Raw genomic sequence first — 23,618 nt, forward strand, 5'->3', positions numbered from 1 at the left:
GCACGACCAGCGCGCCGGCCGCGCGCCAGGCCTGGGCAGTTTCCACGCTCACTCCTCCAACCCGAACCGCGTGAACGCCGTGCGCGACGGCAACCGGTAGACGGTGCGGCAGCAGACCGCGTTGACGATCGAGGCGGCCCGCCACGCCGCCAGCCCGAGGTCCGGCGCGCCGACCCCGTGCGTGTGCCGTTCCGCGTTCTGCACGAAGATCGCGCCGCCGATCTCCGGCGCGAGCCGCAGCCGGTAGTCGCGCTCGACGACCGGGCGGCCGCTGCCGTCGCGGGCGACCGCGTCCGCCAGCGGCCCGAGCAGCCCGTCCAGCGGCCGCTCCCGGTAGCCGGTGGCGGCGACGACCGCGTCGGTCACCCAGGTCGCGGTGCTGCGCTCCTGCCGGTGCCGCAGGCCCAGCGCGATCCGCTCGCCGTCGCGCCGCGCGGACACCACCTCCACGCCGGGCGTCAACGTGACGCCGGGCCAGCCGCCGCCCACCGAACGGCGGTACAGCTCGTCGTGGATGTCGGCGATGGTTTCGGCATCGATTCCCTTGTAGAGCTGCCATTGCGCGGGCAGCAGCCGGTCGCGCTCGGCCTCCGGCAGCCGGTGGAAGAAACGCGTGTAGTCGGGCGTGAACTGCTCCAGCCCGAGCTTGGAGTACTCCATCGGCGCGAACGACACCGTCCGCGTCACCCACCGCAGCCCGTCCGGTTGCTTGCGGTGCCGCAGCAGGTCCAGGAACACCTCCGCGCCGGATTGGCCCGAGCCGACGACCGTCACCGCCGGCAGCGCCAGCAGCCGTTCCCGCTCGGACAGGTACTCCGCGGAGTGGATCACCGGCACGTCCGGATCGTCGGCGAGCGCGCGCAACGGTTCCGGCACGCGGGGCTCGGTGCCGATTCCGAGCACGACGTTGCGCGCGCTGATCTCCCCGGCGGCCGAGCGCAGCCGGAACAACCCGTCGCGCCACTCGATCCCGGTGATGTCCGTGCCGAACCGGCAGCTGTCCAGCCGCTGCGACACCCAGCGGCAGTAGTCGTCGTACTCCGCGCGCGGCAGGTGGAAGCGTTCGGCGAAGTAGAACGGGAACAGCCGGTCCTTCGCGCGCAGGTAGTTCAGGAAGGACAGCGCGCTGGTCGGGTCGGCCAGCGACACCAGGTCGGCCAGGAACGGCACCTGCAGGGTCACGCCGTCGAGCAGCAGGCCGGGGTGCCAGCGGAACTCCGGGCAGCGGTCGTACACCGCGACGGTCAGGTCGTCGACCGGCTCGGCGAGCGCGGCCAGCGACAGGTTGAACGGGCCGATCCCGACCCCGGCCAGATCGACCGGAGTCACTGCAGGACCACCTCGGCGGACTGGGCCGCGGCGGCCGCGACCACCGAGTCCAGCAGCGGGCGGTAGTCCTCGGCGCTCGCGTGCGGGTGCAGCAGGGTCAGCTTGAGCCACACGCCGTCGGACATCGTTGCCCTGCCGACGATCGCGGTGCCTGCCTCCAGCAACGTGCGGCGCACCCGCGCGACCAGTTCGTCGTCGGCGTCCACCGGTTTGAACAGCACGGTGGACAACGTCGGCGCGCCCCACAACCGCAGCCCCGGGTGCCGCTCGATCATGGCCGCGACTTCGGCCGCGGTGGCGCAGCAGTGCTCGACAAGCGCGCCCATGCCGTCGATGCCGAGCGCCCGCAGGGTGACGGCCATCCGGAACGCGTCCGGGCGGCGCGACGTGCGGATGGAGCGTCCGAGCAGGTCCGGCAGCCCGGCCTCGGTGTCGTCGTCCGCGTTGAGGTATTCGGCGCGCACGGACAACGAGGACAGGTCCGCGGCGTCGCGCACCGCGAGCAGGCCCGCGGAAATCGGCTGCCAGCCGAACTTGTGGGCGTCCAGCGCGACGGAGTCCGCTTCGCCGAGTCCGTCGAGCAGGGGCTTCAGCTTCGCGCTGCACAGGGCGAGACCGCCGTAGGAGGCGTCCACGTGCAGGCGCGCGCCGTGCCGACGGCACACCGCCGCGAGCTCGCGCAGTGGGTCGATCTCGCCGGTGTCGGTGGTGCCCGCGGTGGCGACCACGACCGCGGGCGAGCCGAGTTCGCGCAGGGTCTCCGCCAGCGCGGCGGGCCGCATGCGTTCGCCGTCGCAGTCCACCAGGACCGGCGCGGGCAGGCCGAGCAGCCACGCGGCACGGGCCACGCTGTGGTGCGCGTTGCGCCCGCACACCGGGCGGACGGCCGGTTCCGGCTCGCGCGCGAGCAGCAGCCCGAGCAGGTTCGACTCGGTGCCACCGGTGGTCACGACGGCGTCCGGCGCAGGGGCGTCCGGGTAGCAGAGCCGGGCGATCAGGGTGACCAGCTCGCGTTCGATCTCGCTCGCCACCGGCGCCTGGTCCCACGAGTCCATCGACGGGTTGAGCGCGCTCGCCACGACGTCGGCGGCCACGGCGACGGCGAGCGGCGGGCAGTGCAGGTGCGCCGCGCACGCCGGATCGGCGGGGTCGACCGAGCCCGCGGCCAGCAGCCGGGACATTTCGGAAAGCGCTTGCTCCGCTCCGACACCAGTGGCCCCGGCCAGGGGTTCCGCGCCGGTCAGGGCCGCCACCCCGGCCGCGACGGCGGCAGGCCCGCCCGCTGGGCCCGGCCCGCCGCGTTCCACGGACCCCGCGCCCATCGCGTCGAGGACCAGCGGGATCAGCTCGGCCAGCCGCCGGTGTCCCGCGCGACCACCGGCCAGCCCGGCGCTCTCCGATGTCGATTCGCCCACTCACCACTCCTTAGGTATGCCTACGCTAAGCCACGATACGGACACCGTGCGCCGCAGGCACACCCCCGGCGGGCACGTTCCTCCCAAAGTGCCCGCCCGGGGAGCGTTAGTCATGCCGCCAAAGGGGTCACGGCGGCGTGCGCCGGGTCACCGGGGCGCGAGCGCCTCCACCTGACGCACCGGGTCCTCGCCGGTGGGCAGCAGCGCGATCACCGGCGTGGTCAGCCCGTTGTCCACATAGGACTGCACTTTCTCCCGGCACTCCCCGGGACTGCCGTGCACGACCAGGTCGTCGACCACCTCGTCCGGAATCACCTCGTTCGCCCGTTTCCGGTCGCCCGCGCGCCACGCCTCGTGCATCGGCGCGAGCGCCTCGCCGCGGCCGAGCCAGTCGTGGAACGCCGCGTACACCGGCACGGTGAGGTAGCTGCTGATCAGCATCCGGCCGAGGCCGCGCGCGGCTTCACGGTCGGTGGTCGGGCAGACGAAGATCCGCGCCGCCAGCTCGGTGTCCGGCCCGATCTCGGCGCGCACCTGACGGACGTCGGCAGGCGAGAGCCAGTTCGTGATCGCGCCGTCGGCCTCCTTGGCGGCCAGCTTCAGCATGCCGGGCCGCAGCGCGGCGAGCATGATCGGCGGCGCCGGCTCCGGCGCGCGCTCGAGCCGGAACTTGCTGACCGAGAAGGTCTCGTACTCCGCGGTCACCTTCTCCCCCGCCAGCGCGGCGCGCAGGAACCGCAGCGTGTCCCTGGTGCGGGCGAACGGTTTCGCGAACTCGGCGGCGTTCCAGTTCTGCACGATCACCGGCGAGGACGCGCCGATGCCGAGCACGAACCGGCCAGGCGCGGCCTCGGCCAGGGTCGCCGCGGACATCGCCAGCAACCCGGGCCCGCGGGTGTACACCGGCACGATCGCGGTGCCCAGCCGCAGCTCCGGCGCCCACTGCGAAGCCAGCAGCAGCGGCGAGAACGCGTCCGTCCCGGCGGTTTCGGCCGACCACGCGTCGGTGTAGCCGAGCGCGGGCAGGCGCTCGATCAGCTCACGGTGCGCGGTCAGCGGCACCCCGGTCAGCGGAATCGTGATTCCCCAGCGCTTCATCGCGCAGCAGCCTCCAGCTCTCGTTTGATCCAGTCCACCTGGACCCTCATCAGGTTCTCCGCGACCTCTTCGGCCTGCGGCGTCATGTGGGTCGCGCCGACCAGCGGCAGGAACACGTGCGGGCGGCCGGCGGCCAGCAGGGCCGAGGACAGTCGCAGCGCGTGCGCGACGAACACGTTGTCGTCGGCGAGGCCGTGCACGATCAGCAACGCGCGCCGCAGTTCCGGCGCGCCTGCGATCAGCGAGTTGCGCTCGTAGGAGTCCGGCTCCTCGTCCGGCACGCCGAGGTAGCGCTCGGTGTAGTGGGTGTCGTAGAGGGACCAGTCGGTGACCGGCGCGCCCGCGACCGCCGCGTGGAAGACGTCCGGCCGGCGCAGCACGGCCAGCGCGGACAGGTACCCGCCGTAGGACCAGCCGCGGATCGCGACCCGGGACAGATCGAGCTCAGGGTGGTCGGCGGCGACCGCGTGCAGGGCGTCCACCTGGTCGGTGAGCGTCACCTCGGCCAGTTCGCGCACGATCTCCTTCTCCCACGCCGGCCCCCGGCCCGGGGTGCCGCGGCCGTCCGCGACCAGGACCGCGAAGCCCTGGTCGGCCAGCCACTGCGAGGTGAGGAAGGCGTTGCGGCTCTGCAGGACGCGCTGCGCGTGCGGGCCGCCGTAGGGGTCGAGCAGGACGGGCAGCTTGCCGTCCCCGGGCCGGTACCCGGTGGGCAGCAGCAGCGCGGCACGCAGGCCGCGCTCGCCGACGGTGAGCCATTCCGGATCGGGCACGAGTCCCGGGTCGACCGGATAGGACCGGACCTCGGCGAGCGGGCGGCCGTTGCGCAGCACGGTCACTTCGGGGCCACTGCGGCGCAGGCTCCACGACGACAGCACGGTGATCTCGGCCGTGCCCGCGCCCACGTGCACGCCGTCGGCGTCGGACAGCCGGGTCACGCCGTCCGGGCCGGTGCGGTAGACGTGGATCTGCGTCGGGTCGCTTTCGCTCGCGCTGAACAGGACCTCGGCCCCGACGTGCAGCACCGAGCGGACCTGCAGACCCGGCCCGGTGACCGGCTCGCCGTCGACCACCAGCCGGTAGCTGCCGTCCGCGGCGCTGACGTGCACGAGCCGCCCGTCGGTGGTCCAGGCGGGCACACCGGGGACGATCTCGACCCAGTGCGGATCGGTCTCGGTGTGCAGCAGCTTGGTGGAGCCGTCGCCGGGGTCCACCGCGTAGAAGGCGAGTTCGCGCTGGTCACGGGGCTGCACGGCGAGCAGTGGCGGGCCGCCTGCCGACCAGTGCACGGCGACGAGGTACTCCCAGTCGCCGCGCTCGACGTCCACGCGGGTGCCGTCGAGACCGAAGAAGGACAGCGAGACGTCGACGTTCGTGGTGCCCGCCGCCGGGTACGCGACGGTGTTCGCGCCGCCCTCGGGGTGGGCCGGGTCGGAGATGGTCCAGCGGGGCACGTCCGCCCGGTCGGTGCGCTCGACCAGCAGGGTCTGCCCGTCGGGCGACCACCAGTAGCCGCGGGCGCGGCCCAGCTCCTCGGCGGCGATGAACTCCGCCAGCCCCCAGGCGATGTCCTCGCCGTCCTCGCCTGCCAGCACCGTGTCCTCGCGCGTGGCGAGGTCGATGACGCGCAGCTTGCGGTCGCGAACGTAGGCGATGTGGGTGCCGGTGGGGTTCGGGCGGGGGTCCACGACCGAGGTGTCGACCAGTTCGGTCACCTCGCGGCTGCCCAGGTCGACGGTGTAGAGCTTGCCGGACAAGGAGAAGGCGGCCAGGCGGAACTCGTCGTCGACGGCGTAGCCGACCACGCCACCGGCGCTCTCCCGCATGCGCTCGCGGCGGGCCCGCTCCTCCGGCGGCAGCTCCTCCTCACCGGGCAGCAGCTCGGCGGCGTCCACGATCTTGGTCTCGGCGCCCCGGGTGAGGTCGAGTTCCCAGAGGCTGTTGCGCCGGTCGGTGCCGGACTCCGAACGCAGGAACAGCAGGCGCGACCCGTCGGGTGCGACGCGGAACTCGCGCGGGGTGCCGAGGGTGAAGCGCTGGGTGCGGGCCTGCTGGCGGAGGAAGGAGAGCTCGTCGGTCACGCCTCGCACTCTGTCAAACGACGCCCGGTCTTGGCGAGCGGCGGTTGACTCCTTCCGTCAGGATTCGCTAACGTTAGTGAATTCTGACAAAAGGGATCGATCATGGGACAGCAGGTCGCGTTCTTCGAAGTGATCAGCGCGAACGCCGAACGGGCCCGGAAGTTCTACGCGGAGCGGTTCGACTGGCAGGTCGACGCCGACCCGGCGATGGGCGGCTACGCGCTCGTCGACACGGGCGGGGGCATCGGCGGCGGGATCGGGCCCTCGACCGGCCCCGGCGACACCGGCGTCAAGATCTACACGCGCGTCGACGACCTCGACGCGCACCTGGACCGGGCGGAGCGGCTGGGCGGGAGGCGGCTGGTGCCGCCCACCGACCTCCCCGGCGACTTCGGGCGGTTCGCCATCTTCGCCGACCCGGACGGCAACCAGGTCGGACTCTGGGCGTAGGAGCGGGCATGACGGACGACGACCGGACGGACGAGGCACTGCGGGCGCTCGCGGAGCCCAGGCGGCGCGCGATCCTCCGGCTGGTCGCCCACGACGAGCTGGCCGCCGGCGAGATCGCGGAGTCCTTCGACGTGAGCCGCACGGCGGTCAGCCAGCACCTCACCGTCCTGAAGAACGCGGGACTGCTCGACGAGCGGCGCGACGGCACGCGACGGCTCTACCGCGCCCGCCCGGACGGCCTCGCCGGGCTGCGGCGGTTCCTCGACGACATGTGGGCCTCATCCCTCGACACGGCCCGGCGGCTGGTCGAAGCTGAGCGGGGGATCGGCGAAGACGACACGGCGAGAGGATCGGCATGACCGACATCCTGAGCCGGCCGCCGGTGCGGCAGGCGACCCTCGTGCGCAGCGACGCCGCGCACACCTTCGACACGTTCGTCCGCACGATCGGCGTCTGGTGGCCGGTCGAGCCGTTCTCCCGCGGCGGCGACCGGGTGCGGGACGTGACCTTCGAGCGCCGCACGGGCGGCCGCGTCTACGAGACGTGGGACGACGGCACCGAGCACGACTGGGGCGAGGTGCTCGCGTGGGACCCGCCGGAGCGGTTCACCATGACCTGGCTGGTCACCCCGGCGCCCACCGAGGTCGAGCTGACCTTCCGGGCGCTGGGCCCCGCGCTGACCCGGGTCGCGGTGGAGCACCGCGGCTGGGAGGCGCTCAGCGACGAGCAGGTGCGGGCGTCCGGCGCGCTCGGCGGCGATTACACCGGCGGCGCGTTCACCGAGGGCTGGGCGCGGATCCTGGGCCGGCTCACCCAGGCGGCGGAGCGTGCGGCATGAAGTACCTGGTGTTCTACGAACCGGCGGACAACGTCCTGGAGCGCGACGCCCCGCACATGGACGCCCACTCGGCGCGGATCCGCGAGTTCCACGCCCGCGGCGATCTGCTGCTCGTCGGCACTCTGGAGAACCCGCAGGTGAACGGGTCGCTCAGCGTGTTCCGCACGCGCGAGGCCGCGGAGGAGTTCGTGTCAGGCGACCCGTTCGTGCGCCACGGCGTGGTGAAGAACTGGTACGTCCGGAAGTGGAACGAGGTACTGGCGCCCTGAGTCGTGCAACGAACCGCCGGAATCGCCGGGAACTGCGCAACGATCAGCGTGCCGCAGCAACGATCGACGGATGATTCCGGGCCTGAACTGCCCTTAGCCTGAAGGTATGACGACCTCCGCGGCCGAGTTCATCGCGCTCGACGAGCGCTGGAGCACGCACAACTACCACCCGCTGCCCGTGGTGATCGCCGAAGCCGACGGCGCCTGGGTCACCGACGTCGAGGGCCGCCGGTACCTCGACTTCCTGTCCGCCTACTCGGCGCTGAACTTCGGGCACCGGCACCCCGCCCTGGTCGCCGCGGCGCAGGAGCAGCTCGGGCGGGTCACGCTGACCTCGCGCGCGTTCCACCACGACCAGCTGGGCGCGTTCTGCCGCGAGCTGGCCGAGCTGACCGGCACCGAGATGGTGCTGCCGATGAACTCCGGCGCGGAGGCGGTCGAATCCGCGCTCAAGGTCGCCCGCAAGTGGGCCTACGAGGTCAAGGGCGTGCCGGACGGGCAGGCCGAGATCGTGGTCGCCGGGTCTAACTTCCACGGCCGCACCACGACGATCATCTCGTTCTCCACCGACGAGTCCGCGCGCGCCGGGTTCGGGCCCTACACCCCGGGGTTCACGGTCGTGAAGTACGGCGACGCGGCTGCCCTGCGCGACGCGATCACTGAGCGCACCGCAGCGGTGCTGCTGGAGCCGATCCAGGGCGAGGCCGGGGTGCTGGTGCCGCCGGAGGGGTACCTGGCCGAGGCGCGCCGGCTGTGCGACGAGGCCGGGACGCTCCTGATCGCCGACGAGATCCAGTCCGGGCTGGCCCGCACCGGCACGCTGCTCGCGCTGGAGCCGAGCGGAGTGCGCGCCGACCTCTACACGCTGGGCAAGGCGCTGGGCGGCGGGATCCTGCCGCTGTCCGCGGTGGTCGGCCGCCGGGACGTGCTGGGGGTGCTGAAGCCGGGCGAGCACGGCTCGACCTTCGGCGGCAACCCGCTGGCGTGCGCGGTCGGCCGGGCGGTGATCAAGCTGCTGTCCACAGGCGAGTTCCAGGCGCGATCGGTGGAGCTGGGCGCACGCATGCACGCGCGGCTCGGAGAACTGGTCGGGCACGGGCTGGCCGAGGTCCGCGGCCGCGGCCTGTGGGCGGGCATCGACATCACGCCGGGCGGGCTCTCCGGCCGCGAGGCGTGCGAAGCCCTGGCCGCGAAGGGGCTGCTGGCGAAGGAAACCCACGGCGCGACCCTGCGGCTGGCGCCACCGCTGGTCATTTCGGAGGCCGATCTAGACCGCGGGCTGGACATCCTGGAGGAGGTCCTGGCCGACTGACCTCCGCCGTGGCACTCGCGAGCGCGAGCGTGGAACTCGCCGGCGGGAGCGGGGGGCGTGGGCGCGGGGAAACCGTCCGCCGCTGCCATACGTTGTGCAGGCAACGGAGGGAGCAGGGGATGGAACGGGCACTGGTGCCGGGTGAGCTGAGCGATCCGGAGGAGCTGCACGCGCGGGGCCGGGAGCTGGGGGCACGCACGCCATCGACGGCGCACGACCACGCGGCCGCCGGCGAGCACCGGCCGTCGGTCGCCGACTTCGTCGAGCACAGCAACGCCGGGCGTCTCGGCGACCTGGTCCCGCTGCGGATCGGGCGCATGATCGCCTCCCCGTTCGCGTTCTTCCGCGGCGCGGCCGGGCTGATGGCCGCGGACCTGGCCGGCACCCCGCACAGTGGACTGTCCGCCCAGATCTGCGGTGACGCGCACGCCGCCAACTTCGGCCTGTACGGCACGCCGGAGGGGCAGATCGTCATGGACGTCAACGACTTCGACGAGACCATCCGCGGGCCGTGGGAGTGGGACCTCAAGCGCCTCGCCGCGAGCCTGGTGCTCGCCGGGCGCGAAGGCGGCGTGTCCGAAGAGGACTGCCGGGACGCGGCCGAGGACGCGGTGAAGTCCTACCGGCGCGTGGTGCGCCAGCTCGGCGAGGCGTCGTTCCTGCGCTCGTGGAACGCGCTCGCCGACGCGGACGCGCTGTCCAAGGTGAAGGCACACGACCTCGCCGACGAGTTCAGCGAGGCCGCCGAGAAGGCGCGCCGCAACACCAGCGCCCGCGTCGTGGCGAAGTGGACCGAGCGCATCGACGACCACACCACCGGCCTGAGCCACCACCGGTTCGTCGAGGACCCGCCGGTGCTGCGGCACGTCGACGAGGCGACCGCGAACGCCGTGGCCGACGGGCTGGTGTCCTATGTGCACACCCTGCGCGAGTCGCGGCGTAACCTGATCGCCCGCTACCGCATCGCCGACGTCGCCTTCCGCGTCGCCGGTACCGGCAGCGTCGGGTTGCGCAGCTACGTCGTGCTGCTGCACGGCAACACCGACGAGGACCTGGTGCTGCAGGTCAAGGAGGCCCGCCCGTCCGCGCTCACCCCGTACCTCCCGGAGCACCGCACCGAGCACGAGGGCCAGCGCATCGTGCACGGCGCCCGCCTGGTGCAGGCCGAGACGGACATCCTGCTCGGCTGGACCACCATCGAGGGCAGGCCGTTCATCGTGCGGCAGTTCCGCAACATGAAAGGCGCGATCGAGCCGACCGAGCTGGGTGGCAAGGACCTCGACGACTACGGCCGCGTGGCCGGCGCGCTGCTCGCCCGCGCGCACATCCGCTCGGTCCACCCGCGACTGCTGGCGGGATACTTCGACGGTGACGACCAGCTCGACGAGGCCATCGGCCGCTACGCGGTGCGCTACGCCGACCAGACCGAGTCCGACCACGCCGAGCTGGTCACGGCGGTCAAGAACGGCCGCTTCCCGGCGGTCACGGACTGACGCGTGAGGTGGGCCGTCGTCGCCGTGTGCGCGGCGGCCGCACTGGCGATCGGCGTCCCGTTCGCGGGCGACACGACCGCGAGTGGCCCCGACGCGACGGTCACCGCGTGGATCGACGGCGCGTTCGGCGGGCAGCCCGCGCTGCTGCGCCTGTTCGTGCTGCCCACCGAACCGGTCGTGCTGCTGCCGCTGGTCGCGATCGTGGTGCTCGCCTGCGCGCTCGGCCGCCGCTGGGACGCGGTGGCGCTCGCGGTGCTGGGCGTCGCCGCGCCGGTCGCGCTCAACACCTGGGTGCTCAAGCCGCTGTTCGACCGGATGAAGTCCGACTACCTCGCCTATCCGAGCGGGCACACGGTCAGCACGGTCGCCACGCTCACCGTGCTGGTGCTGCTCGCCCGGCCCGGGATCGCCCGAGCCGTCACCGTCGCCGTGGGTGCGGTGATCCTCGTCGTCGCGGGCATCGGGCTCGTCGGGCTGGGCTACCACTACCCGACCGACGTGGCGGGCGGCGCGTGCTTCGCCGTCGCCGTGGTGGTGGCGCTCAGCTCACCGACGCGGCGTCTCGCGCCAGCGCGGTCAGCCGGCTCACCGCCCGCAGGTACTTCTTCCGGTAGCCCCCCTGCAGCATCTCCTCGGTGAACAGCTCCCCGAGCGACCCGCCGGAGACGACCACCGGGATGGCCCGGTCGTAGAGCCGGTCGGCGAACGCGACCAGCCGCAGCGCCACGTTCTGGTCCGGCGCCGGCCGCACACCCCGGATGTGCACGACCGACACGCCGTCGACGAGACGGCCGTAGCGGGACGGGTGCAGCTTCGCCAGGTGCGCGCACAACGCGTCGAAGTCGTCGAGCGTCGCGCCCTCGCGGCCCTCCGCCGACGCGAGCAGCGTCTCCTCATCCACTGGCGGCGGCGCGTCCGGCAGGCCGCGGTGCCGGTAGTCCGGCCCGTCCACCCGCACCACCGAGAACCGCGACGACAGCGACTGGATCTCGCGCAGGAAGTCCTCGGCCGCGAACCGGCCCTCGCCGAGCTTGTCCGGCAGCGTGTTCGACGTCGCCGCGACGTACACGCCGGCGTCGGTCAGCTCCCGCAGCAGGCGGGTGACCAGCATCGTGTCGCCCGGGTCGTCCAGCTCGAACTCGTCGATGGCGAGCAACCGGTGCTCGGACAGCCGCCGCACCGCCTCGGCGAAGCCGAGCGCGCCGACCAGGTGGGTCAGCTCGACGAACGTGCCGTAGGCCTTGGGCGAGGGCGCGTCGTGCCAGGTGGAGGCGAGCAGGTGGGTCTTGCCGACGCCGAACCCGCCGTCCAGGTAGAGGCCCTGCTTGCCCGGTGCGGGCGCCGAGCCGCCGCCGAACAGCGACCGCAGCTTGGACTTCTTCGGCGCCGCCTTCTCGATGCGCGCCGCGAACGCCGAGCACGACTCCACCGCCTGCGCCTGGCTGGGCTCGTCGGGGTTCGGCACGTAGGTGGCAAACCGCACGGCGTCGAAGCGCGGCGGCGGCACGAGGGCGGCGATCAGCTCGTCCGCTCCCAGCTCGGGCTGCCGGTCGGTGAGGTGCGCGGGCATTGCAAGAGCGTAACCGCGGCGCGCAGCGCCTCCGTTGAGGGTGGTGGTGGGCGACGGGCGGGCTATCGGCAGCACCGCGCCGCGCCCGAACTGTCACCGTCTGATGTGATGGAGATCGTGCGCAGCCTGTGGCCCGAACCCCTCGACGACGTGACCGACGACGACCTGGACCGGATCTACGGCTACCCGGAGGACCTCGACCGGCCGTTCGTGCAGGCCAACTTCACCTCCTCCGCCGACGGCGCCTCGACGCTGGAAGGCCGGTCCGAGGGCCTGTCCGGCCCCGCGGACAAGCGGATCTTCTTCCACGGCCGCCTGCTCGCCGACGTCGTGCTGGCCGGCGCCGGCACCGTGCGCGCGGAGAACTACCGCGGCGCCCGCACCACCCCCGAACGGCGTGAGCGCCGGGCCCGGCTCGGGCTCGCCGAGGTCCCGCCGATCGCCGTGGTCACCGGCAGCGCCCGGCTCGACCCGGCGGCGCCGCTGTTCACCGACACGACGGTGCCGCCGATCGTCATCACCACCGAGCACGCCCCAGCGGACCGGCGGAAGGCGCTCGCCGACGCGGGCGCGGACCTCCTCATCGCGGGCGCGGAGACCATCGACCTGCGGCTGGCGCTGGACGGACTGGCCGACCGGGGGCTGCTCCGGGTCAACTGCGAGGGCGGCCCGCACCTGTTCGGCGAACTGGTCGCCGGGGACCTGGTCGACCAGCTGTGCCTGACCGTCGCGCCGCTGCTGGCCGGTGGCGGCGCGGACCGCATCGCGATCGGCCGCATGGCCAGCGAGGCGCGGGACATGGATCTGGCGTCGATCCTGGTCGAAGACGGTTTCACGATGCTGCGGTACCGCCGTCGCCTCTAAAGTGGGCGCATGCTGCCGCTGACCCCGCCGATCCAGCCGATGCTGGCGAAGCCGGCGAAGTCGATCCCGGACTCCGACGAGCTGCTCTTCGAACCGAAGTGGGACGGCTTCCGCTGCCTCGTCTTCCGCGACGGCGACGAGCTGACCCTGCAGTCGCGCGCCGGGAAGCCGCTGAACCGGTACTTCCCGGAGGTGCTGGCGCAGCTGCCGCCGCGGCTGCCGGAGCGGGTGGTGCTGGACGGCGAGCTGGTCGTCGGCCGCGAGGGACACCTGGACTTCGACGCGCTGACCGAGCGGATCCACCCGGCCGAGTCCCGCATCCGGCTGCTCGCCGAGCAGACGCCGGCCACGTTCGTCGCGTTCGACCTGCTCGCACTGGGCGACGAGGCGTTCCTCGGCGAGCCGACCAGCGCGCGGCGGGAGCGCCTGGCGAAGCTCGCCGGGCAGGACCTGAACATCACGCCGGCCACCACCGACCCGGCGACCGCTCGGCACTGGTTCGAGCTGTTCGAGGGCGCCGGGCTGGACGGGGTCATCGGCAAGCCGCTGGACGCCGGGTACGAGCCGGGCAAGCGGATCATGATCAAGTACAAGCACTCGCGCACCGCCGACTGCGTGGTGGCCGGGCTGCGGTGGCACAAGGATTCCACGCCCGGGGAGGCGGTCGGCTCGCTGCTGCTCGGGCTGTACGACGACAACGGCGTGCTGCACCACCCCGGTGTCGTGGGGTCGTTCCCGGTGAAGCGGCGCAAGGAGCTGGCGGCCGAGTTCGCCGGCCTGATCACCGACGGCAGCGGGCACCCGTGGCTGGAGGGCACCACCGAGGGGCAGCGCCTGCCCGGCGGCATCACGCGGTGGCGCTCCACCGAGCAGCCGTGGGTGCCGGTGCGGCCGGAACGGGTCGTCGAGGTCGCCTACGAGCACACCGAAGGCGGCCAGCCGTCGCGGTTCCGGCACACCGCGCAGTTCATCCGGTGGCGCCCGGACCGCGAGCCGGAGTCGTGCACGTACGCCCAGCTGGAGGAGGTCGCCCGCTACGACCTGGACGCCGTCTTCCACGGCGAGGTCAAGCGGACCCGCTGATGGCAGGCCGGGTGGAACGGCACGCGCTGCGGAGCCGGGGACGGCTGGTTGTGGCACCGCAGCCCGCTGTGGCGGGAGAAGATCTGGGCCGCCATGCGGGAGGTCATGGCGGCCGAGGGCGACCGCAACGCCCGGGACGGCCGGGATCTGCCGTGGGTGGTCACCTTTGACCCTCCTGGACGCCCGGCCCGAGCTCGTGGCCCGCTACGACCGGCGCGAACTGCGCGAGATGCTGCTGAGCGCGGTGGACGAGCCCGGCGTGCCGTACGTGGCGGCCGCCGCCCGCCACGTGCTGGACCGGCTGTCCGCCGAACCCGCCCCGCCGGTGTCCCCGCGGACGTCCGCGCCCCGCCACCACACGCCCGGCGGAACCGGGACCGCGGGCTCCGGCGGGTTCAGCGCGGGCGGGTTCACCGCCCACGGCGCCTGAGCGCACCGACCCCGCTCACCACGGGCAAACGGGCGTCGTGCGAACCTCGGGGGCGAACACGCACCAAGGGAAAGAGGAACGTCGTGCCGCGCCGTGGTCTCGTGCTCGCTGTGCTGCTGCCGGCCCTCCTCGCCGGCTGCACGGCGGGGCCGTCGAAACGGCCGCCGGTCGTGGAGAACGACGAGCCGGTGTCCTCCGCGCCGGCCAGCTCCGCCACGGAGGTGCCGCTGCCGCCGCTGACCGAGCCGCGTTCGCCCGCGCTCGACTGGACCGACTGCGACGCCCAGACCCGCAACCGCCTCGGCGCCGAGGCGCCGGGCTACCTGCGGTTCAGCTGCGGCACCGTGATGTCCACACTGGACAACCCGGCGCTGCCGGGCCGCGTGCAGACGCGCGTGTCCGTCCTCAAGGCCGGCCACGGCGCGATCCCGCTGGTCGTGGTCAACGACGTCGCGGGCGAGCCCGGCACCCTCTACGCCGCGCGGCTCGCGTCGACACTGCCGCCCGCGCTGCTGCAGCGGTTTTCGCTGATCGGGGTGGACCGGCGCGGCACCGGCGAGTCCGACCCGCTGTCGTGCGTGCCCGAGGACACCCGCAGCCAGCTGCTCAACCAGGACCCGGCCGACGACGACCTCGAACCGCTGCTGGACGCCGCCCGCAAGGCCGGGCAGCAGTGCGCGATCGACCTCGGCGGCGCACAGCAGTCCTTCGACAGCTGGCGCACCGCCGGCGACCTCGAAGAAATCCGCGGTGAGCTGGGTGTGCCGAAGCTGCACGCGCTCGCCCACGGCGAGGGCTCGCAGGTGCTCATCTCCTACGCCGCCCGGTTCCCGGACCGCGTCGGCCGGTTCGTGATGGACGGTATCCCGGACCCGTCCAGCGACACGGTCACGGTGCTCGGCGACCTGGCCGCCGCGCAGCAGGCCACCCTCGACGCCTACGGCCGCGCCGTCGGCCAGGACGCGGCCGCGACGGTGAACGCCGTGGTGGAGCGGCTGCGCGCGGCCCCGCAGGTCCTGCCGGGCGGTGCGGTGTTCGGCGCGGGCACGGCACTGCGGGCCGTGGTCACCGGGCTCGCCGACCGCGCCCGCTGGAGCGAGCTGGCCGGCGCGCTGGACGCCGGCCGCGGTGGCGACGTCCGCGGGCTCGCCGCGTTCGTCTCGCCGATGCTCAACGGCTCGGACGTCGCGCCGTCCCGCCTCGACGCCACGCTGGCCACCGAGTGCAACGACACCGTCGTGCGGATGCCCGCCGACCAGATCGCCGGGCTGACCACGCAGCTGCGCGGCCGCTACCCCGTCTTCGGCGGGCTGGTGACGCAGCGGCTCGCGTGGTGCCTGCCCTGGCCGGCGCGCACCGAGTCGCTGCCGACGCTGGGCACGTCCGGGTTGCCGCCGGTCCTGGTCACCAGCACCCTGACCGACCCGGGCACGCCGGAAACCGGCACGGTGCGGGCGGCGCAGCAGATACCGAGCGCGGTGCGCGTCGCGTGGCAGGGCGCCGGGCACGGGGCGCTCGGCTCACCGTGCGCGGCCGAGGCGGTGCGGGCGTTCCTGGTCGACGGGAAGGTCCCCGCCGACGGCACGCTCTGCCCCGCGTAGGGGACCCTGCGCGGCCCCCGTTTAGGCTTGTCCTCCATCCGCCGGACCACTGAGTACTGGGAGTGACTGTGCCGTCTTCCGCGGTCGAGACGCCGGCTGTGGCGCCGGCACCCCGGGACAGCGCACGACGACCGATTCCCTGGATCGCCGTCTGGCCGGTCCTCGTGCTGGGCGCGGTCGCCGGTTTCTGGTACGTCAGGGAGGTCCTGGCCCAGCTCCCCGCGCTGCTGCACCTGCTGGACCTGGGTGTGTACCGGATCGCGGGCGAGCGCGTGCTGGACGGCGTGTCGGTCTACGACACGCCGCTGCTCGGCAACATCCGCGGGCAGTGGGAGTTCGTCTACACCCCGTTCGCCGCGCTGCTGTTCGTGCCGCTGGCGCCACTGAAGGGTGAACTCTTCACGTGGGTGGGCGCGCTCGGTGACTACGCGATGCTGGCCGCCGGGGTGTGGGCGGCGCTGTCGCTGCTGCGGTTCCGGCGCGACGTGCGGCTCGTGTTGTTCAGCCTGCCGGTCGCGGCGCTGCTCATGTGGTGCGAGCCGGTGCGCGAGACGATGGCGTTCGGGCAGGTCAACATCCTGCTGATGACGCTGGTGCTGCTCGACTTGGCGCTGCCCGACTCGTCGAAGGTCAAGGGCGTGCTGATCGGCATCGCCGCGGGGATCAAGCTGACGCCCGCGTTCTTCGTGCTGTACCTGCTGGTGACGCGCCGGTACCGGGCGGCGATCGTCGCGATGGGCACGTTCGTGGTCACCGTGGCCGTCGGGTTCGCCTTCCTGTGGCACGACTCGGTGACGTTCTGGTCCGGCGCGTTCATGGACCCGACGCGGGTCGGCGTGCCGGAGAACCCGTCGAACGAGTCGCTGCGCGGGTTCTTCGCGCGGGCGACCGGGGTGACCGGCGGGATGCAGATCGTGTGGCTGCTCGTCGCGGCCGCGACCGCCGTGGTGTGCCTGCTGCTGGCGCGGCGGCTGGCCGCGCGCGGCGAGGAACTGGTGGCGGCGACGCTGTGCGGCCTGGCGACGACGGCCGTGTCGCCGTACAGCTGGGTGCACCACTGGGTGTGGCTGGCGATGCTGCTCATCTGCCTGGGCAACCTGGCGTTCCGCGGGTCGGTGCTGGGATGGATCGGGCTGGTGGGCGCGGCGCTCATCACGTCCGGCGGGGTGCTGCCGCTGATCGGCTTCGAGGCGGACACGGTGCTGGCGTTCAAACCGGCAGGGCTGGAGTGGCTGTTCCAGAACGCCTACATCTGGCTCACGTTCGCGGTGTTCCTGGCGGTCGCGCTGTACTACCGGAGCCCGAAGAACCCGGCGGCGCTGCCCGCGGAGACCGCCTCCGCCAGCAGCCGGTAGGACTCCAGCATCTCCGCGCGGTCGTACGTGCTGGTGGTCACCAGGACCTCGTCCGCGCCCGTGCGCTCCACCAGCCCCTCCAGTGCCGCGGCCGCTTCGGCGGGGGTGCCGGCGATCTGCCCCTCCCTGGCCTCGTCGAAGTAGCGGCGTTCGCGGTCGGTCATCGGCCCCGCCAGGATCGCCGCCGCCGGGCGCAGGGGCGGGAACACGCCGTGCGTGCGCGACCACGCCGACGACCGCGCCTCCGGCACCAGCAACCGCTCCGCGGCCGCCCGCGTCTCGGCCACCGCGATCGTCGCCGAGACGATCACGTACGGCGCCGGGCAGCGGACGGACGGGACGAACGACTCCCGGTAGCGGCCGATCGCCTCGATCATGCGCGCCTCACCGCGCACGGCGCCGATCACCAGCGGCAGCCCCAGCTCGGCGGCCAGGTCCGCGCCCGCCCCGGTGGCCAGCAGGAACGCCGGGACCGGCTGCCCCTCCGCCGGGAACGCGTGCACGCCGGGGTACTCGCCCTGCGTGCCGTCGAGGTAGCCGAGCAACAGCCGCACCTGCTCACCGAACCGGTCGGCGTCGTCCTTGCCGTGGCCGAGCGCGCGCCGCACGCCGCCGGTGAACCCGACCGACCGGCCCAGCCCCATGTCGATGCGGCCCGGGTGCAGCGCCTCCAGCACACCGAACTGCTCGGCCACGACGAGCGGCTGGTGGTTGGGCAGCATCACCCCGCCGGTGCCGACGCGGATGGTCGAGGTGGCGTCCGCGACCGCGGCGGCCAGCACCGTGGGCGCGGATCCGGCCACGCCCGGCACGCTGTGGTGCTCGGACACCCAGAACCGGTGGTAGCCCAGCGCCTCGGCCTGCCGCGCGAACGCCACGGTCTCCCGCAGCGCCTCGGCGTGGGTGCCGCCTTCGCGGGTGCGGGACCGGTCGAGCACGGACAGCTTCACGCCTTGGTCAACACGCCGGCCCCGGCGCCTGTTCCGCCTCCAGCAGCGTCGCGGTGATCGCCCGGACCGTGCTGAGCGCGGGCACCGCCAGCAGCGCCCCGATCACCCCGGCCTGCTGCACGCCGACGGCGATCGCCAGGATGACCGCGACCGGGTGCAGCCGCACCGCCCTGCTGGTGATCACCGGCTCCAGCACGTTGCCCTCCAGTTGCTGCACGGCGATCACGATCAGGACGACCAGCAGCGCGGTGAACGGCCCCTCGGCGACAAGCGCGACGAGCGCGGCGAGCAGGCCGGTGACGAACGCGCCGATCATCGGCACGAACCCGCCGAGGAACACCAGCGTCGCCAGCGGCACCACGAGCGGCACCCCGGTCGCCCACAGCCCGACGCCGATCCCGACGGCGTCCACCGCCGACACGATGATCAGCGCGTACATGAACGCCGTGAGGTCGTGAAAGGCCCGCTTGCCCGCGGCGTCCACCCGGCGGCGGGCAGGCCCGCGAAACGGCAGGGTGAGGAACCGCCAGATCCGCTCGCCGTCGTAGAGCACGAAGGCCAGGACGAAGACCGCCAGTGCCAGTCCGGTGAGCACCGATCCGAGCGTGGCGAACGCGTTCCACGCGCCGGTCGCCAGCGCCTGCTGGTTCGCCGCCACCCACTCCCGCGCCTGGGTCGCCACCTGGTCCAGCTGCTCCGGGCGCACCCCCACCGAGCCGAGCCAGCCGCGCAGCTCCTGGTAGCTCCCGCCGAGCTGGGTGCGCAGGTCGGGCAGGCTGTCCACCACCGTCTTGACCACGAACCACAGCACCGCGCCGACCGCGGCCACCCCGCCGACCAGGACGACCGCCGTCGCCAGCGCCCTCGGCACGTGGTTACGCGCCAGCCAGGTCACGGCCGGCGCGAGCAGCGCGGCGAGCAGCAGCGCGAGCGCGACGGGGATCACCACGACGGCGAGCGCGGCCAGCACCCGGGCGAGCACCCACAGCGCGGCGGCGACGACCAGCAGTTGCGCGCACACGACGGCGGAGCGGTGGAGCAGCCGGCCCGTGGCCCGGTTCTGGGTCATCCTGCACCGCCATCCCCGCGCGGCCCGTCACCCCTCCGGCCGCGCCCTGCTCGGCTGCACGCGCTTCGGTTCACCTGGCATTTTCGGATAGTCCGGCGGGTACGGCATCTCGCCGAGCCCGTGGTCCCGCTCGTCGCGGGCGTACCACTCCAGCGCCGTCTCCAGGCCGAACGCCTCGTCGTCGATCGCGGCGTGCGGGTCGCCGTGCCCGGCCAGCCAGTCTGGCACCGTGAGCACGTCGAAGTCGTCCGGGTCGGCCTCGGGCAGCTGCTCCCAGGTCAGCGGCGTCGACACCGTCGCCCGCGGGGTGCCGCGCACCGACCAGGACGAGGCCACGGTCCGGTCCCGCGCCGCCTGGTTGTAGTCGAGGAACACGCGGCCGCCACGCTCCTCCCTCCACCACGCGATCGTGGCGAGGTCGGGCAGGCGTCGCTCCACCTCGCGGCCCAGCGCGATCACCGCGTGCCGCACGTCGACGAAGTCCCACTCCGGCCGGATCCGGACCAGCACGTGCACCCCGCGCCCGCCGGAGGTCTTCGGGTACCCGGTCAGCCCGGCGTCCGCCAGCACCTCCCGCACCACCAGCGCGACCCGCACCGCGTCGCCGAACCCGGAGCTGTCCGACGGGTCCACGTCGATCCGCAGTTCGTCCGGGTGGTCCACGTCGGACCGCCGGACGGGCCACGGGTGGAAGTCGAGCGTGCCGAGGTTGGCCGCCCACGCGAACACCGCCGCCTCGGTGGGGCAGACCTCGTCCGCGGTGCGCCCGGACGGGAACATGATCCGCGCGGTCTGCACCCATTCGGGCGCTCCCCGGGGGACCCGTTTGGCGTAGAACGGCTCGCCGGAAACCCCGTCGGGGAACCGTTTCAGCGTCGTCGGCCGCTCCCCGACCGCCCGCAGCAACGGCTCCGCGACCGCGAGGTAGTACTCCACGACCTGCCGCTTGGTGATCCCGCGCTCCGGGAAGTACACCTTGTCCGGATTGGACACCCGCACCACACGGTCGCCGACCTGGTACTCGACCGCCTCACCACGTCCTGCCACCGGATCACCGTAGCCCCGCCGGGCCGGTTCCGCGCGTGCCTTACCGTGGACGTCGTGCCCCGCCGCCTGAAGATGGTCATCGCGCTCGTCCTGCTCGCCGGGGCGGTCGTGGCGGCGTTCACACTCCCCGTGCCGAGCCCCGCGGAACTGCGCAACTGGGCCGCGGGCGCCGGTCCGGTGACGGCGCTGGTGTTCCTGGCCGCCTATTCGGTACTCACCGTCGCGCCCATACCCCGCACCGTGTTCAACCTCGCGGCCGGGCTCCTGCTGGGTGACGTGCTCGGCATCGTGGTGGCCATCACGGCGACCGCCGTGTCCGGCGCGCTCGGCTTCGGCCTGGCCCGCCTGGTCGGCCGCGACCTCGTCTCCCGCCACCTGGAACGGAAAGTGGTGCGCGCGGTCGACGAGCGGCTCGCCGACGGCGGTGTGCTCGCGGTAGCGTCGCTGCGGCTGATCCCGCTGGTTCCCTTCGCGCCACTGGGATACTGCTGCGGGATCCTCTCCGTGCGGTTCCGCCCGTACCTGGCCGGGACCGTCCTCGGCAGCCTGCCCGGCACGATCGCGGTGGTGGTGCTGGGCGACGCGCTCACCGGCGGCACGCCGCCCGCGCTGCTCGCCTGCTACGGTGCCTTCGCACTCGCCGGGGCCCTTGGCCTGGCCCGAATCGCCCGCGGGACTGCTTACGCCGGGCGCACCGGGCAGCCCGCTACACTCGACCCGGTGCGCGAGGAGATCGTTCGCGCTGAGCCAACCCAGCACTTGCGGAGAGTTTCCGAGGAGTAGTCCCATCGACACCGGTCAGCTGATCGCAGGGCACTATCGCCTCGTTGAGCACATCGGCAGCGGCGCCATGGGTGTCGTGTGGCGCGCGGTCGACGAGCGCCTCGAGCGTTCCGTGGCGGTCAAGCAGATCCTCGCTCAGCCGGGCATGTCCGAAGCCGAGCGCAACAGCATGCGGCAGCGTGCCATGCGCGAGGCGAAGAACGCGGCGCGCTTCCAGCACCCGAACGCCATCGTGGTGTTCGACATCGCCGAGCACGGCGGTGATCCGTGCCTCGTCATGGAGTACCTGCCCTCGCGCAGCCTCTCCGCGGTGATCGCCGAGCAGGGCACCCTGCCGCTGGCCGAGGTCGCGCGCATCGGGCACCAGGTCGCCTCCGCGCTGGTCGTCGCGCACCGGGCCGGCATCGTGCACCGGGACATCAAGCCGGCGAACATCCTGATCGACGACAACGGCACCGCGAAGATCACCGACTTCGGCATCTCGCGCGCGGCGGGCGACCTCACGCTCACCCAGACCGGCCTGATCGGCGGCACCCCGGCCTACCTCGCGCCCGAGCTGGCGCGCGGCTCCGACCCGGCGCCGGCCTCCGACGTCTTCTCCCTCGGCGCGACGCTCTACCACGCGCTGGAGGGTCAGCCGCCGTACGGCAACAGCTCCAACCAGCTGGCCCTGCTCTACACGGCGGCGAACGGGCAGGTCATCCCGCCGCGCCAGTCCGGGAAGGCGACCGCGCTGCTGATGAGCCTGTTGCGGGTCGAGCCGGAGGAGCGGCCGACCATGCTGGAGGCCCGCGACCGGCTGGCCGCGCTGGCCAACGGCGAGAACGACAGCAAGGAGGGCACGCTGGTGTCGCCGCCGCTGTTCGGCAGCGGCCGCCAGCCCGCGTCCGTGGCGGCCGACGCGCCGCCGCCCCCTCCGCCCGGCGAGCGCCCGCCGTGGCAGCGCACCGGCGCCGCCACCGCCGCGCCGCCCGCCCCGCCGCAGCGCAGCCCGCGCAACCCCACTGCCGCGTTCATCCCGCCGCCGAAACCGCCCCAGCAGGCCAAGCAGTCCCCGCTGAAGCGCAAGGGCGTGCTGGCCGGCTCTGCGGTGGCCGTGGTCGCCGTGGTCGTGGTCGTGGTGATCGTCCTGCTCAACGGCGGCGACAAGACGAACGGCGGCGCGTCGCAGGCCAACGCGGGCGGCACCACGGCCCCCACCTCCGCGCCGCCCAGCACGCCCAGCAGCGCCGCCCCGGCCGACCTCGGCCAGACGGCCAACACCGGTTCGGTGGACTTCGGCTCGGCGGGCCAGGTGGTCAAGGCCTACCTCGACGGCTCGGGGTCGCCCCAGGCGTGGGGCCTGCTCACGCCGGCCGCGCAGGCCGTGTTCGGCAGCCAGCAGGCGTTCCAGCAGTACTGGGACGAGCACGAGATCGAGGGCTACAACTCGATCCGCGCGGACAAGGGCGCCAACGCCGACGGTTCCGCCGACATGTCCGTATCCATCGACGGGGTCGGCCGCGTGTCCTGGCGCGTCGTCAACACCCCGGGCGGGCTGCGGATCGACGCGAACACCAAACTCGGCTGACCTACCCTGGTCGGTATGACCGAAAGCGGCCGCAACCCGCGCTTCGACGACGACCTGGTCGGGCTCGACCCCGACGATCCGGAGGCCCAGGCGTTCGCGCGGCACCTGGACCGGATGCAGCGGTGCGAGCCGGGTTTCACGGTCGAGGGCACGCTGCACAACGTGGCGGAGTTCGCGGAGTCCAGCACCCGGGTCGGCGGGCTGCGGTGGTGGATCGCGGCCACCATCGTGGTGCTGCTGGTCCTCGGGGTGATCGTCGCCTCGTGGGACATCGTGGTACGGGCCGTGCAGTGGCTCGCCGAGTAGCCTGAACCATATGAAACCTCGCATGGAACCTGTCGTGGGAGCCACCCCGAAGGTGGTCAAGTCGGACCAGGAGTGGCGCGAGCAGCTCTCCCCCGAGGAGTACGCCGTGCTGCGCCAGGCGGGCACCGAGCGGCCGTTCACCGGCGAGTACACCGACACCAAGACAACCGGCATCTACGAGTGCCGCGCGTGTGGCGCCGAGCTGTTCCGCAGCGACACCAAGTTCGAGAGCCACTGCGGCTGGCCGTCGTTCTTCGACCCGTCCTCCTCGGACGCCGTGCTGCTGCGCGAGGACCGGTCGCTGGGCATGGTGCGCACCGAGGTGCTGTGCGCGACCTGCCACAGCCACCTCGGCCACCTCTTCGAGGGCGAGGGCTACCCCACGCCGACCGACCAGCGGTACTGCATCAACTCGATCTCCCTGCGCCTGGTGCCCGCCGAGTAAACCCGCGCCGGGACACGCACCCGCCCGCTACCCTGCGGGCGTATGGGGGCGTACTGGGGGCTGACCGCCCGGGAGTTCGCCGCGCTCTACGCGGCGGTGGTCGTGGTGGTCGGCCGGACACCGCCGTCCACGCGGATCCACCGGCGCCGGACGAGGTCTGCGAGCACAGGTCCGGCACCATGGGAGCCGCTCGCCGTCGCGGTGGTGCTGGCGGTGTCGTTCTGGCGCGGCCTTGCCACCGCGCGGACCCCTACGCCTGC

At 73.2% G+C, this 23,618-nt stretch carries 24 protein-coding genes; 16 read left to right on the top strand and 8 right to left on the bottom strand.

Translation table 11 applies throughout. The features are described from left to right. Positions 1–48: 48 nt before the first annotated feature. The 4 genes from AMETH_RS23625 to AMETH_RS23640 all read right to left on the bottom strand — a co-directional run bounded on the left by AMETH_RS23625 (position 49) and on the right by AMETH_RS23640 (position 5,923). The gene (locus AMETH_RS23625; protein WP_017983638.1) at positions 49–1,329 is read right to left on the bottom strand and encodes a lysine N(6)-hydroxylase/L-ornithine N(5)-oxygenase family protein; all 1,281 of its coding nucleotides are present in this window, start codon (positions 1,327–1,329) and stop codon (positions 49–51) included. After that, positions 1,326–2,744 (bottom strand): pyridoxal phosphate-dependent decarboxylase family protein, encoded by a 1,419-nt coding sequence (locus AMETH_RS23630; RefSeq protein WP_017983639.1) that lies wholly within the window; start codon positions 2,742–2,744, stop codon positions 1,326–1,328. Before AMETH_RS23630 ends, AMETH_RS23625 begins: the two co-directional genes overlap by 4 nt. A gap of 147 nt (positions 2,745–2,891) precedes the next feature. Beyond that, complete coding sequence (locus AMETH_RS23635; protein WP_017983640.1) at positions 2,892–3,842, bottom strand: LLM class F420-dependent oxidoreductase; 951 nt, start codon at positions 3,840–3,842, stop codon at positions 2,892–2,894. Further along, entirely contained in the window at positions 3,839–5,923 is a 2,085-nt protein-coding gene (locus AMETH_RS23640) for a S9 family peptidase (protein ID WP_017983641.1), read from the bottom strand. Before AMETH_RS23640 ends, AMETH_RS23635 begins: the two co-directional genes overlap by 4 nt. Before the next feature lie 102 nt (positions 5,924–6,025). On the opposite strand from AMETH_RS23640, the gene AMETH_RS23645 reads away from it, so the two are divergent. The 7 genes from AMETH_RS23645 to AMETH_RS37255 all read left to right on the top strand — a co-directional run bounded on the left by AMETH_RS23645 (position 6,026) and on the right by AMETH_RS37255 (position 10,924). Then, positions 6,026–6,373, top strand: a complete 348-nt coding sequence (locus tag AMETH_RS23645; protein WP_017983642.1) for a VOC family protein — start codon at positions 6,026–6,028, stop codon at positions 6,371–6,373. Positions 6,374–6,381: 8 nt separating this feature from the next. Beyond that, positions 6,382–6,732, top strand: coding sequence for an ArsR/SmtB family transcription factor (locus AMETH_RS23650; RefSeq protein ID WP_017983643.1), 351 nt, complete (start codon positions 6,382–6,384; stop codon positions 6,730–6,732). Beyond that, on the top strand, positions 6,729–7,211 hold the full coding sequence (locus AMETH_RS23655) for an SRPBCC domain-containing protein (protein WP_017983644.1): 483 nt from the start codon (positions 6,729–6,731) through the stop codon (positions 7,209–7,211). The genes AMETH_RS23650 and AMETH_RS23655 overlap by 4 nt, the downstream gene beginning before the upstream one ends. Next, positions 7,208–7,480 (top strand): YciI family protein, encoded by a 273-nt coding sequence (locus AMETH_RS23660; RefSeq protein ID WP_017983645.1) that lies wholly within the window; start codon positions 7,208–7,210, stop codon positions 7,478–7,480. Before AMETH_RS23655 ends, AMETH_RS23660 begins: the two co-directional genes overlap by 4 nt. A gap of 106 nt (positions 7,481–7,586) precedes the next feature. Continuing rightward, positions 7,587–8,792: an ornithine--oxo-acid transaminase gene (gene rocD, locus AMETH_RS23665; protein WP_017983646.1), complete on the top strand. Its 1,206-nt coding sequence runs from the start codon at positions 7,587–7,589 to the stop codon at positions 8,790–8,792. A gap of 119 nt (positions 8,793–8,911) precedes the next feature. Beyond that, entirely contained in the window at positions 8,912–10,285 is a 1,374-nt protein-coding gene (locus tag AMETH_RS23670) for a DUF2252 domain-containing protein (protein WP_017983647.1), read from the top strand. A gap of 3 nt (positions 10,286–10,288) precedes the next feature. Next, positions 10,289–10,924 carry a phosphatase PAP2 family protein gene (locus AMETH_RS37255; protein WP_081617587.1) on the top strand — a complete coding sequence of 212 codons (636 nt, stop codon included), beginning with the start codon at positions 10,289–10,291 and terminating at the stop codon, positions 10,922–10,924. Here AMETH_RS37255 and zapE read toward each other — a convergent pair. Beyond that, entirely contained in the window at positions 10,827–11,855 is a 1,029-nt protein-coding gene (gene zapE / locus AMETH_RS23680; protein WP_017983650.1) for a cell division protein ZapE, read from the bottom strand. The two genes, AMETH_RS37255 and zapE, sit on opposite strands and share 98 nt — an antisense overlap. Positions 11,856–11,963: 108 nt before the next feature. On the opposite strand from zapE, the gene AMETH_RS23685 reads away from it, so the two are divergent. The 5 genes from AMETH_RS23685 to AMETH_RS23705 all read left to right on the top strand — a co-directional run bounded on the left by AMETH_RS23685 (position 11,964) and on the right by AMETH_RS23705 (position 17,188). Further along, complete coding sequence (locus AMETH_RS23685; protein WP_017983651.1) at positions 11,964–12,719, top strand: pyrimidine reductase family protein; 756 nt, start codon at positions 11,964–11,966, stop codon at positions 12,717–12,719. Between the two features lie 9 nt (positions 12,720–12,728). Next, positions 12,729–13,802 carry an ATP-dependent DNA ligase gene (locus AMETH_RS23690; RefSeq protein ID WP_017983652.1) on the top strand — a complete coding sequence of 358 codons (1,074 nt, stop codon included), beginning with the start codon at positions 12,729–12,731 and terminating at the stop codon, positions 13,800–13,802. A gap of 166 nt (positions 13,803–13,968) precedes the next feature. Further along, the gene (locus AMETH_RS40740; protein ID WP_017983653.1) at positions 13,969–14,232 is read left to right on the top strand and encodes a hypothetical protein; all 264 of its coding nucleotides are present in this window, start codon (positions 13,969–13,971) and stop codon (positions 14,230–14,232) included. A gap of 83 nt (positions 14,233–14,315) precedes the next feature. Beyond that, positions 14,316–15,833: an alpha/beta hydrolase gene (locus AMETH_RS23700; protein ID WP_026153305.1), complete on the top strand. Its 1,518-nt coding sequence runs from the start codon at positions 14,316–14,318 to the stop codon at positions 15,831–15,833. A 68-nt stretch (positions 15,834–15,901) separates the two neighbouring features. Beyond that, positions 15,902–17,188 (top strand): glycosyltransferase 87 family protein, encoded by a 1,287-nt coding sequence (locus tag AMETH_RS23705; protein WP_223842922.1) that lies wholly within the window; start codon positions 15,902–15,904, stop codon positions 17,186–17,188. Here AMETH_RS23705 and AMETH_RS23710 read toward each other — a convergent pair. The 3 genes from AMETH_RS23710 to ligD are packed head-to-tail and all read right to left on the bottom strand — an operon-like array spanning position 17,125 to position 20,254. Continuing rightward, a complete protein-coding gene (locus tag AMETH_RS23710) occupies positions 17,125–18,138 on the bottom strand; it encodes an LLM class flavin-dependent oxidoreductase (protein WP_017983656.1) in 1,014 nt (337 codons plus the stop codon). The two genes, AMETH_RS23705 and AMETH_RS23710, sit on opposite strands and share 64 nt — an antisense overlap. A gap of 7 nt (positions 18,139–18,145) precedes the next feature. Beyond that, positions 18,146–19,207, bottom strand: coding sequence for an AI-2E family transporter (locus AMETH_RS23715; protein WP_017983657.1), 1,062 nt, complete (start codon positions 19,205–19,207; stop codon positions 18,146–18,148). A gap of 27 nt (positions 19,208–19,234) precedes the next feature. Continuing rightward, positions 19,235–20,254 (bottom strand): non-homologous end-joining DNA ligase, encoded by a 1,020-nt coding sequence (ligD, locus tag AMETH_RS23720; RefSeq protein ID WP_017983658.1) that lies wholly within the window; start codon positions 20,252–20,254, stop codon positions 19,235–19,237. Between the two features lie 45 nt (positions 20,255–20,299). On the opposite strand from ligD, the gene AMETH_RS23725 reads away from it, so the two are divergent. Genes AMETH_RS23725 through msrB form a run of 4 tightly spaced genes read left to right on the top strand, consistent with a single transcriptional unit; the run spans position 20,300 to position 23,358 of the window. Next, positions 20,300–21,037 carry a TVP38/TMEM64 family protein gene (locus AMETH_RS23725; RefSeq protein ID WP_017983659.1) on the top strand — a complete coding sequence of 246 codons (738 nt, stop codon included), beginning with the start codon at positions 20,300–20,302 and terminating at the stop codon, positions 21,035–21,037. 19 nt (positions 21,038–21,056) lie between these two features. Then, positions 21,057–22,607, top strand: coding sequence for a serine/threonine-protein kinase (locus AMETH_RS23730; protein ID WP_081617719.1), 1,551 nt, complete (start codon positions 21,057–21,059; stop codon positions 22,605–22,607). A 15-nt stretch (positions 22,608–22,622) separates the two neighbouring features. After that, on the top strand, positions 22,623–22,913 hold the full coding sequence (locus AMETH_RS23735; RefSeq protein ID WP_017983661.1) for a hypothetical protein: 291 nt from the start codon (positions 22,623–22,625) through the stop codon (positions 22,911–22,913). 22 nt (positions 22,914–22,935) lie between these two features. Beyond that, a complete protein-coding gene (gene msrB / locus AMETH_RS23740; protein WP_020422371.1) occupies positions 22,936–23,358 on the top strand; it encodes a peptide-methionine (R)-S-oxide reductase MsrB in 423 nt (140 codons plus the stop codon). The last annotated feature ends 260 nt before the right edge of the window (positions 23,359–23,618 follow it).

This window comes from Amycolatopsis methanolica 239 (assembly GCF_000739085.1).
In the GTDB taxonomy this organism is placed as follows: domain Bacteria; phylum Actinomycetota; class Actinomycetes; order Mycobacteriales; family Pseudonocardiaceae; genus Amycolatopsis_E; species Amycolatopsis_E methanolica.

Bases quoted from the DNA above. Each gene is read 5' to 3' on its own strand.
- msrB (WP_020422371.1), top strand. From the start codon at position 22,936: ATGGAACCTGTCGTGGGAGCCACCCCGAAGGTGGTCAAGTCGGACCAG.
- AMETH_RS23690 (WP_017983652.1), top strand. From the start codon at position 12,729: ATGCTGCCGCTGACCCCGCCGATCCAGCCGATGCTGGCGAAGCCGGCG.
- AMETH_RS23650 (WP_017983643.1), top strand. From the start codon at position 6,382: ATGACGGACGACGACCGGACGGACGAGGCACTGCGGGCGCTCGCGGAG.
- AMETH_RS23670 (WP_017983647.1), top strand. From the start codon at position 8,912: ATGGAACGGGCACTGGTGCCGGGTGAGCTGAGCGATCCGGAGGAGCTG.
- rocD (WP_017983646.1), top strand. From the start codon at position 7,587: ATGACGACCTCCGCGGCCGAGTTCATCGCGCTCGACGAGCGCTGGAGC.
- AMETH_RS23715 (WP_017983657.1), bottom strand. From the start codon at position 19,207: ATGACCCAGAACCGGGCCACGGGCCGGCTGCTCCACCGCTCCGCCGTC.
- AMETH_RS23645 (WP_017983642.1), top strand. From the start codon at position 6,026: ATGGGACAGCAGGTCGCGTTCTTCGAAGTGATCAGCGCGAACGCCGAA.
- AMETH_RS23660 (WP_017983645.1), top strand. From the start codon at position 7,208: ATGAAGTACCTGGTGTTCTACGAACCGGCGGACAACGTCCTGGAGCGC.
- AMETH_RS23685 (WP_017983651.1), top strand. From the start codon at position 11,964: ATGGAGATCGTGCGCAGCCTGTGGCCCGAACCCCTCGACGACGTGACC.
- AMETH_RS23735 (WP_017983661.1), top strand. From the start codon at position 22,623: ATGACCGAAAGCGGCCGCAACCCGCGCTTCGACGACGACCTGGTCGGG.
- AMETH_RS23635 (WP_017983640.1), bottom strand. From the start codon at position 3,842: ATGAAGCGCTGGGGAATCACGATTCCGCTGACCGGGGTGCCGCTGACC.
- zapE (WP_017983650.1), bottom strand. From the start codon at position 11,855: ATGCCCGCGCACCTCACCGACCGGCAGCCCGAGCTGGGAGCGGACGAG.
- AMETH_RS23655 (WP_017983644.1), top strand. From the start codon at position 6,729: ATGACCGACATCCTGAGCCGGCCGCCGGTGCGGCAGGCGACCCTCGTG.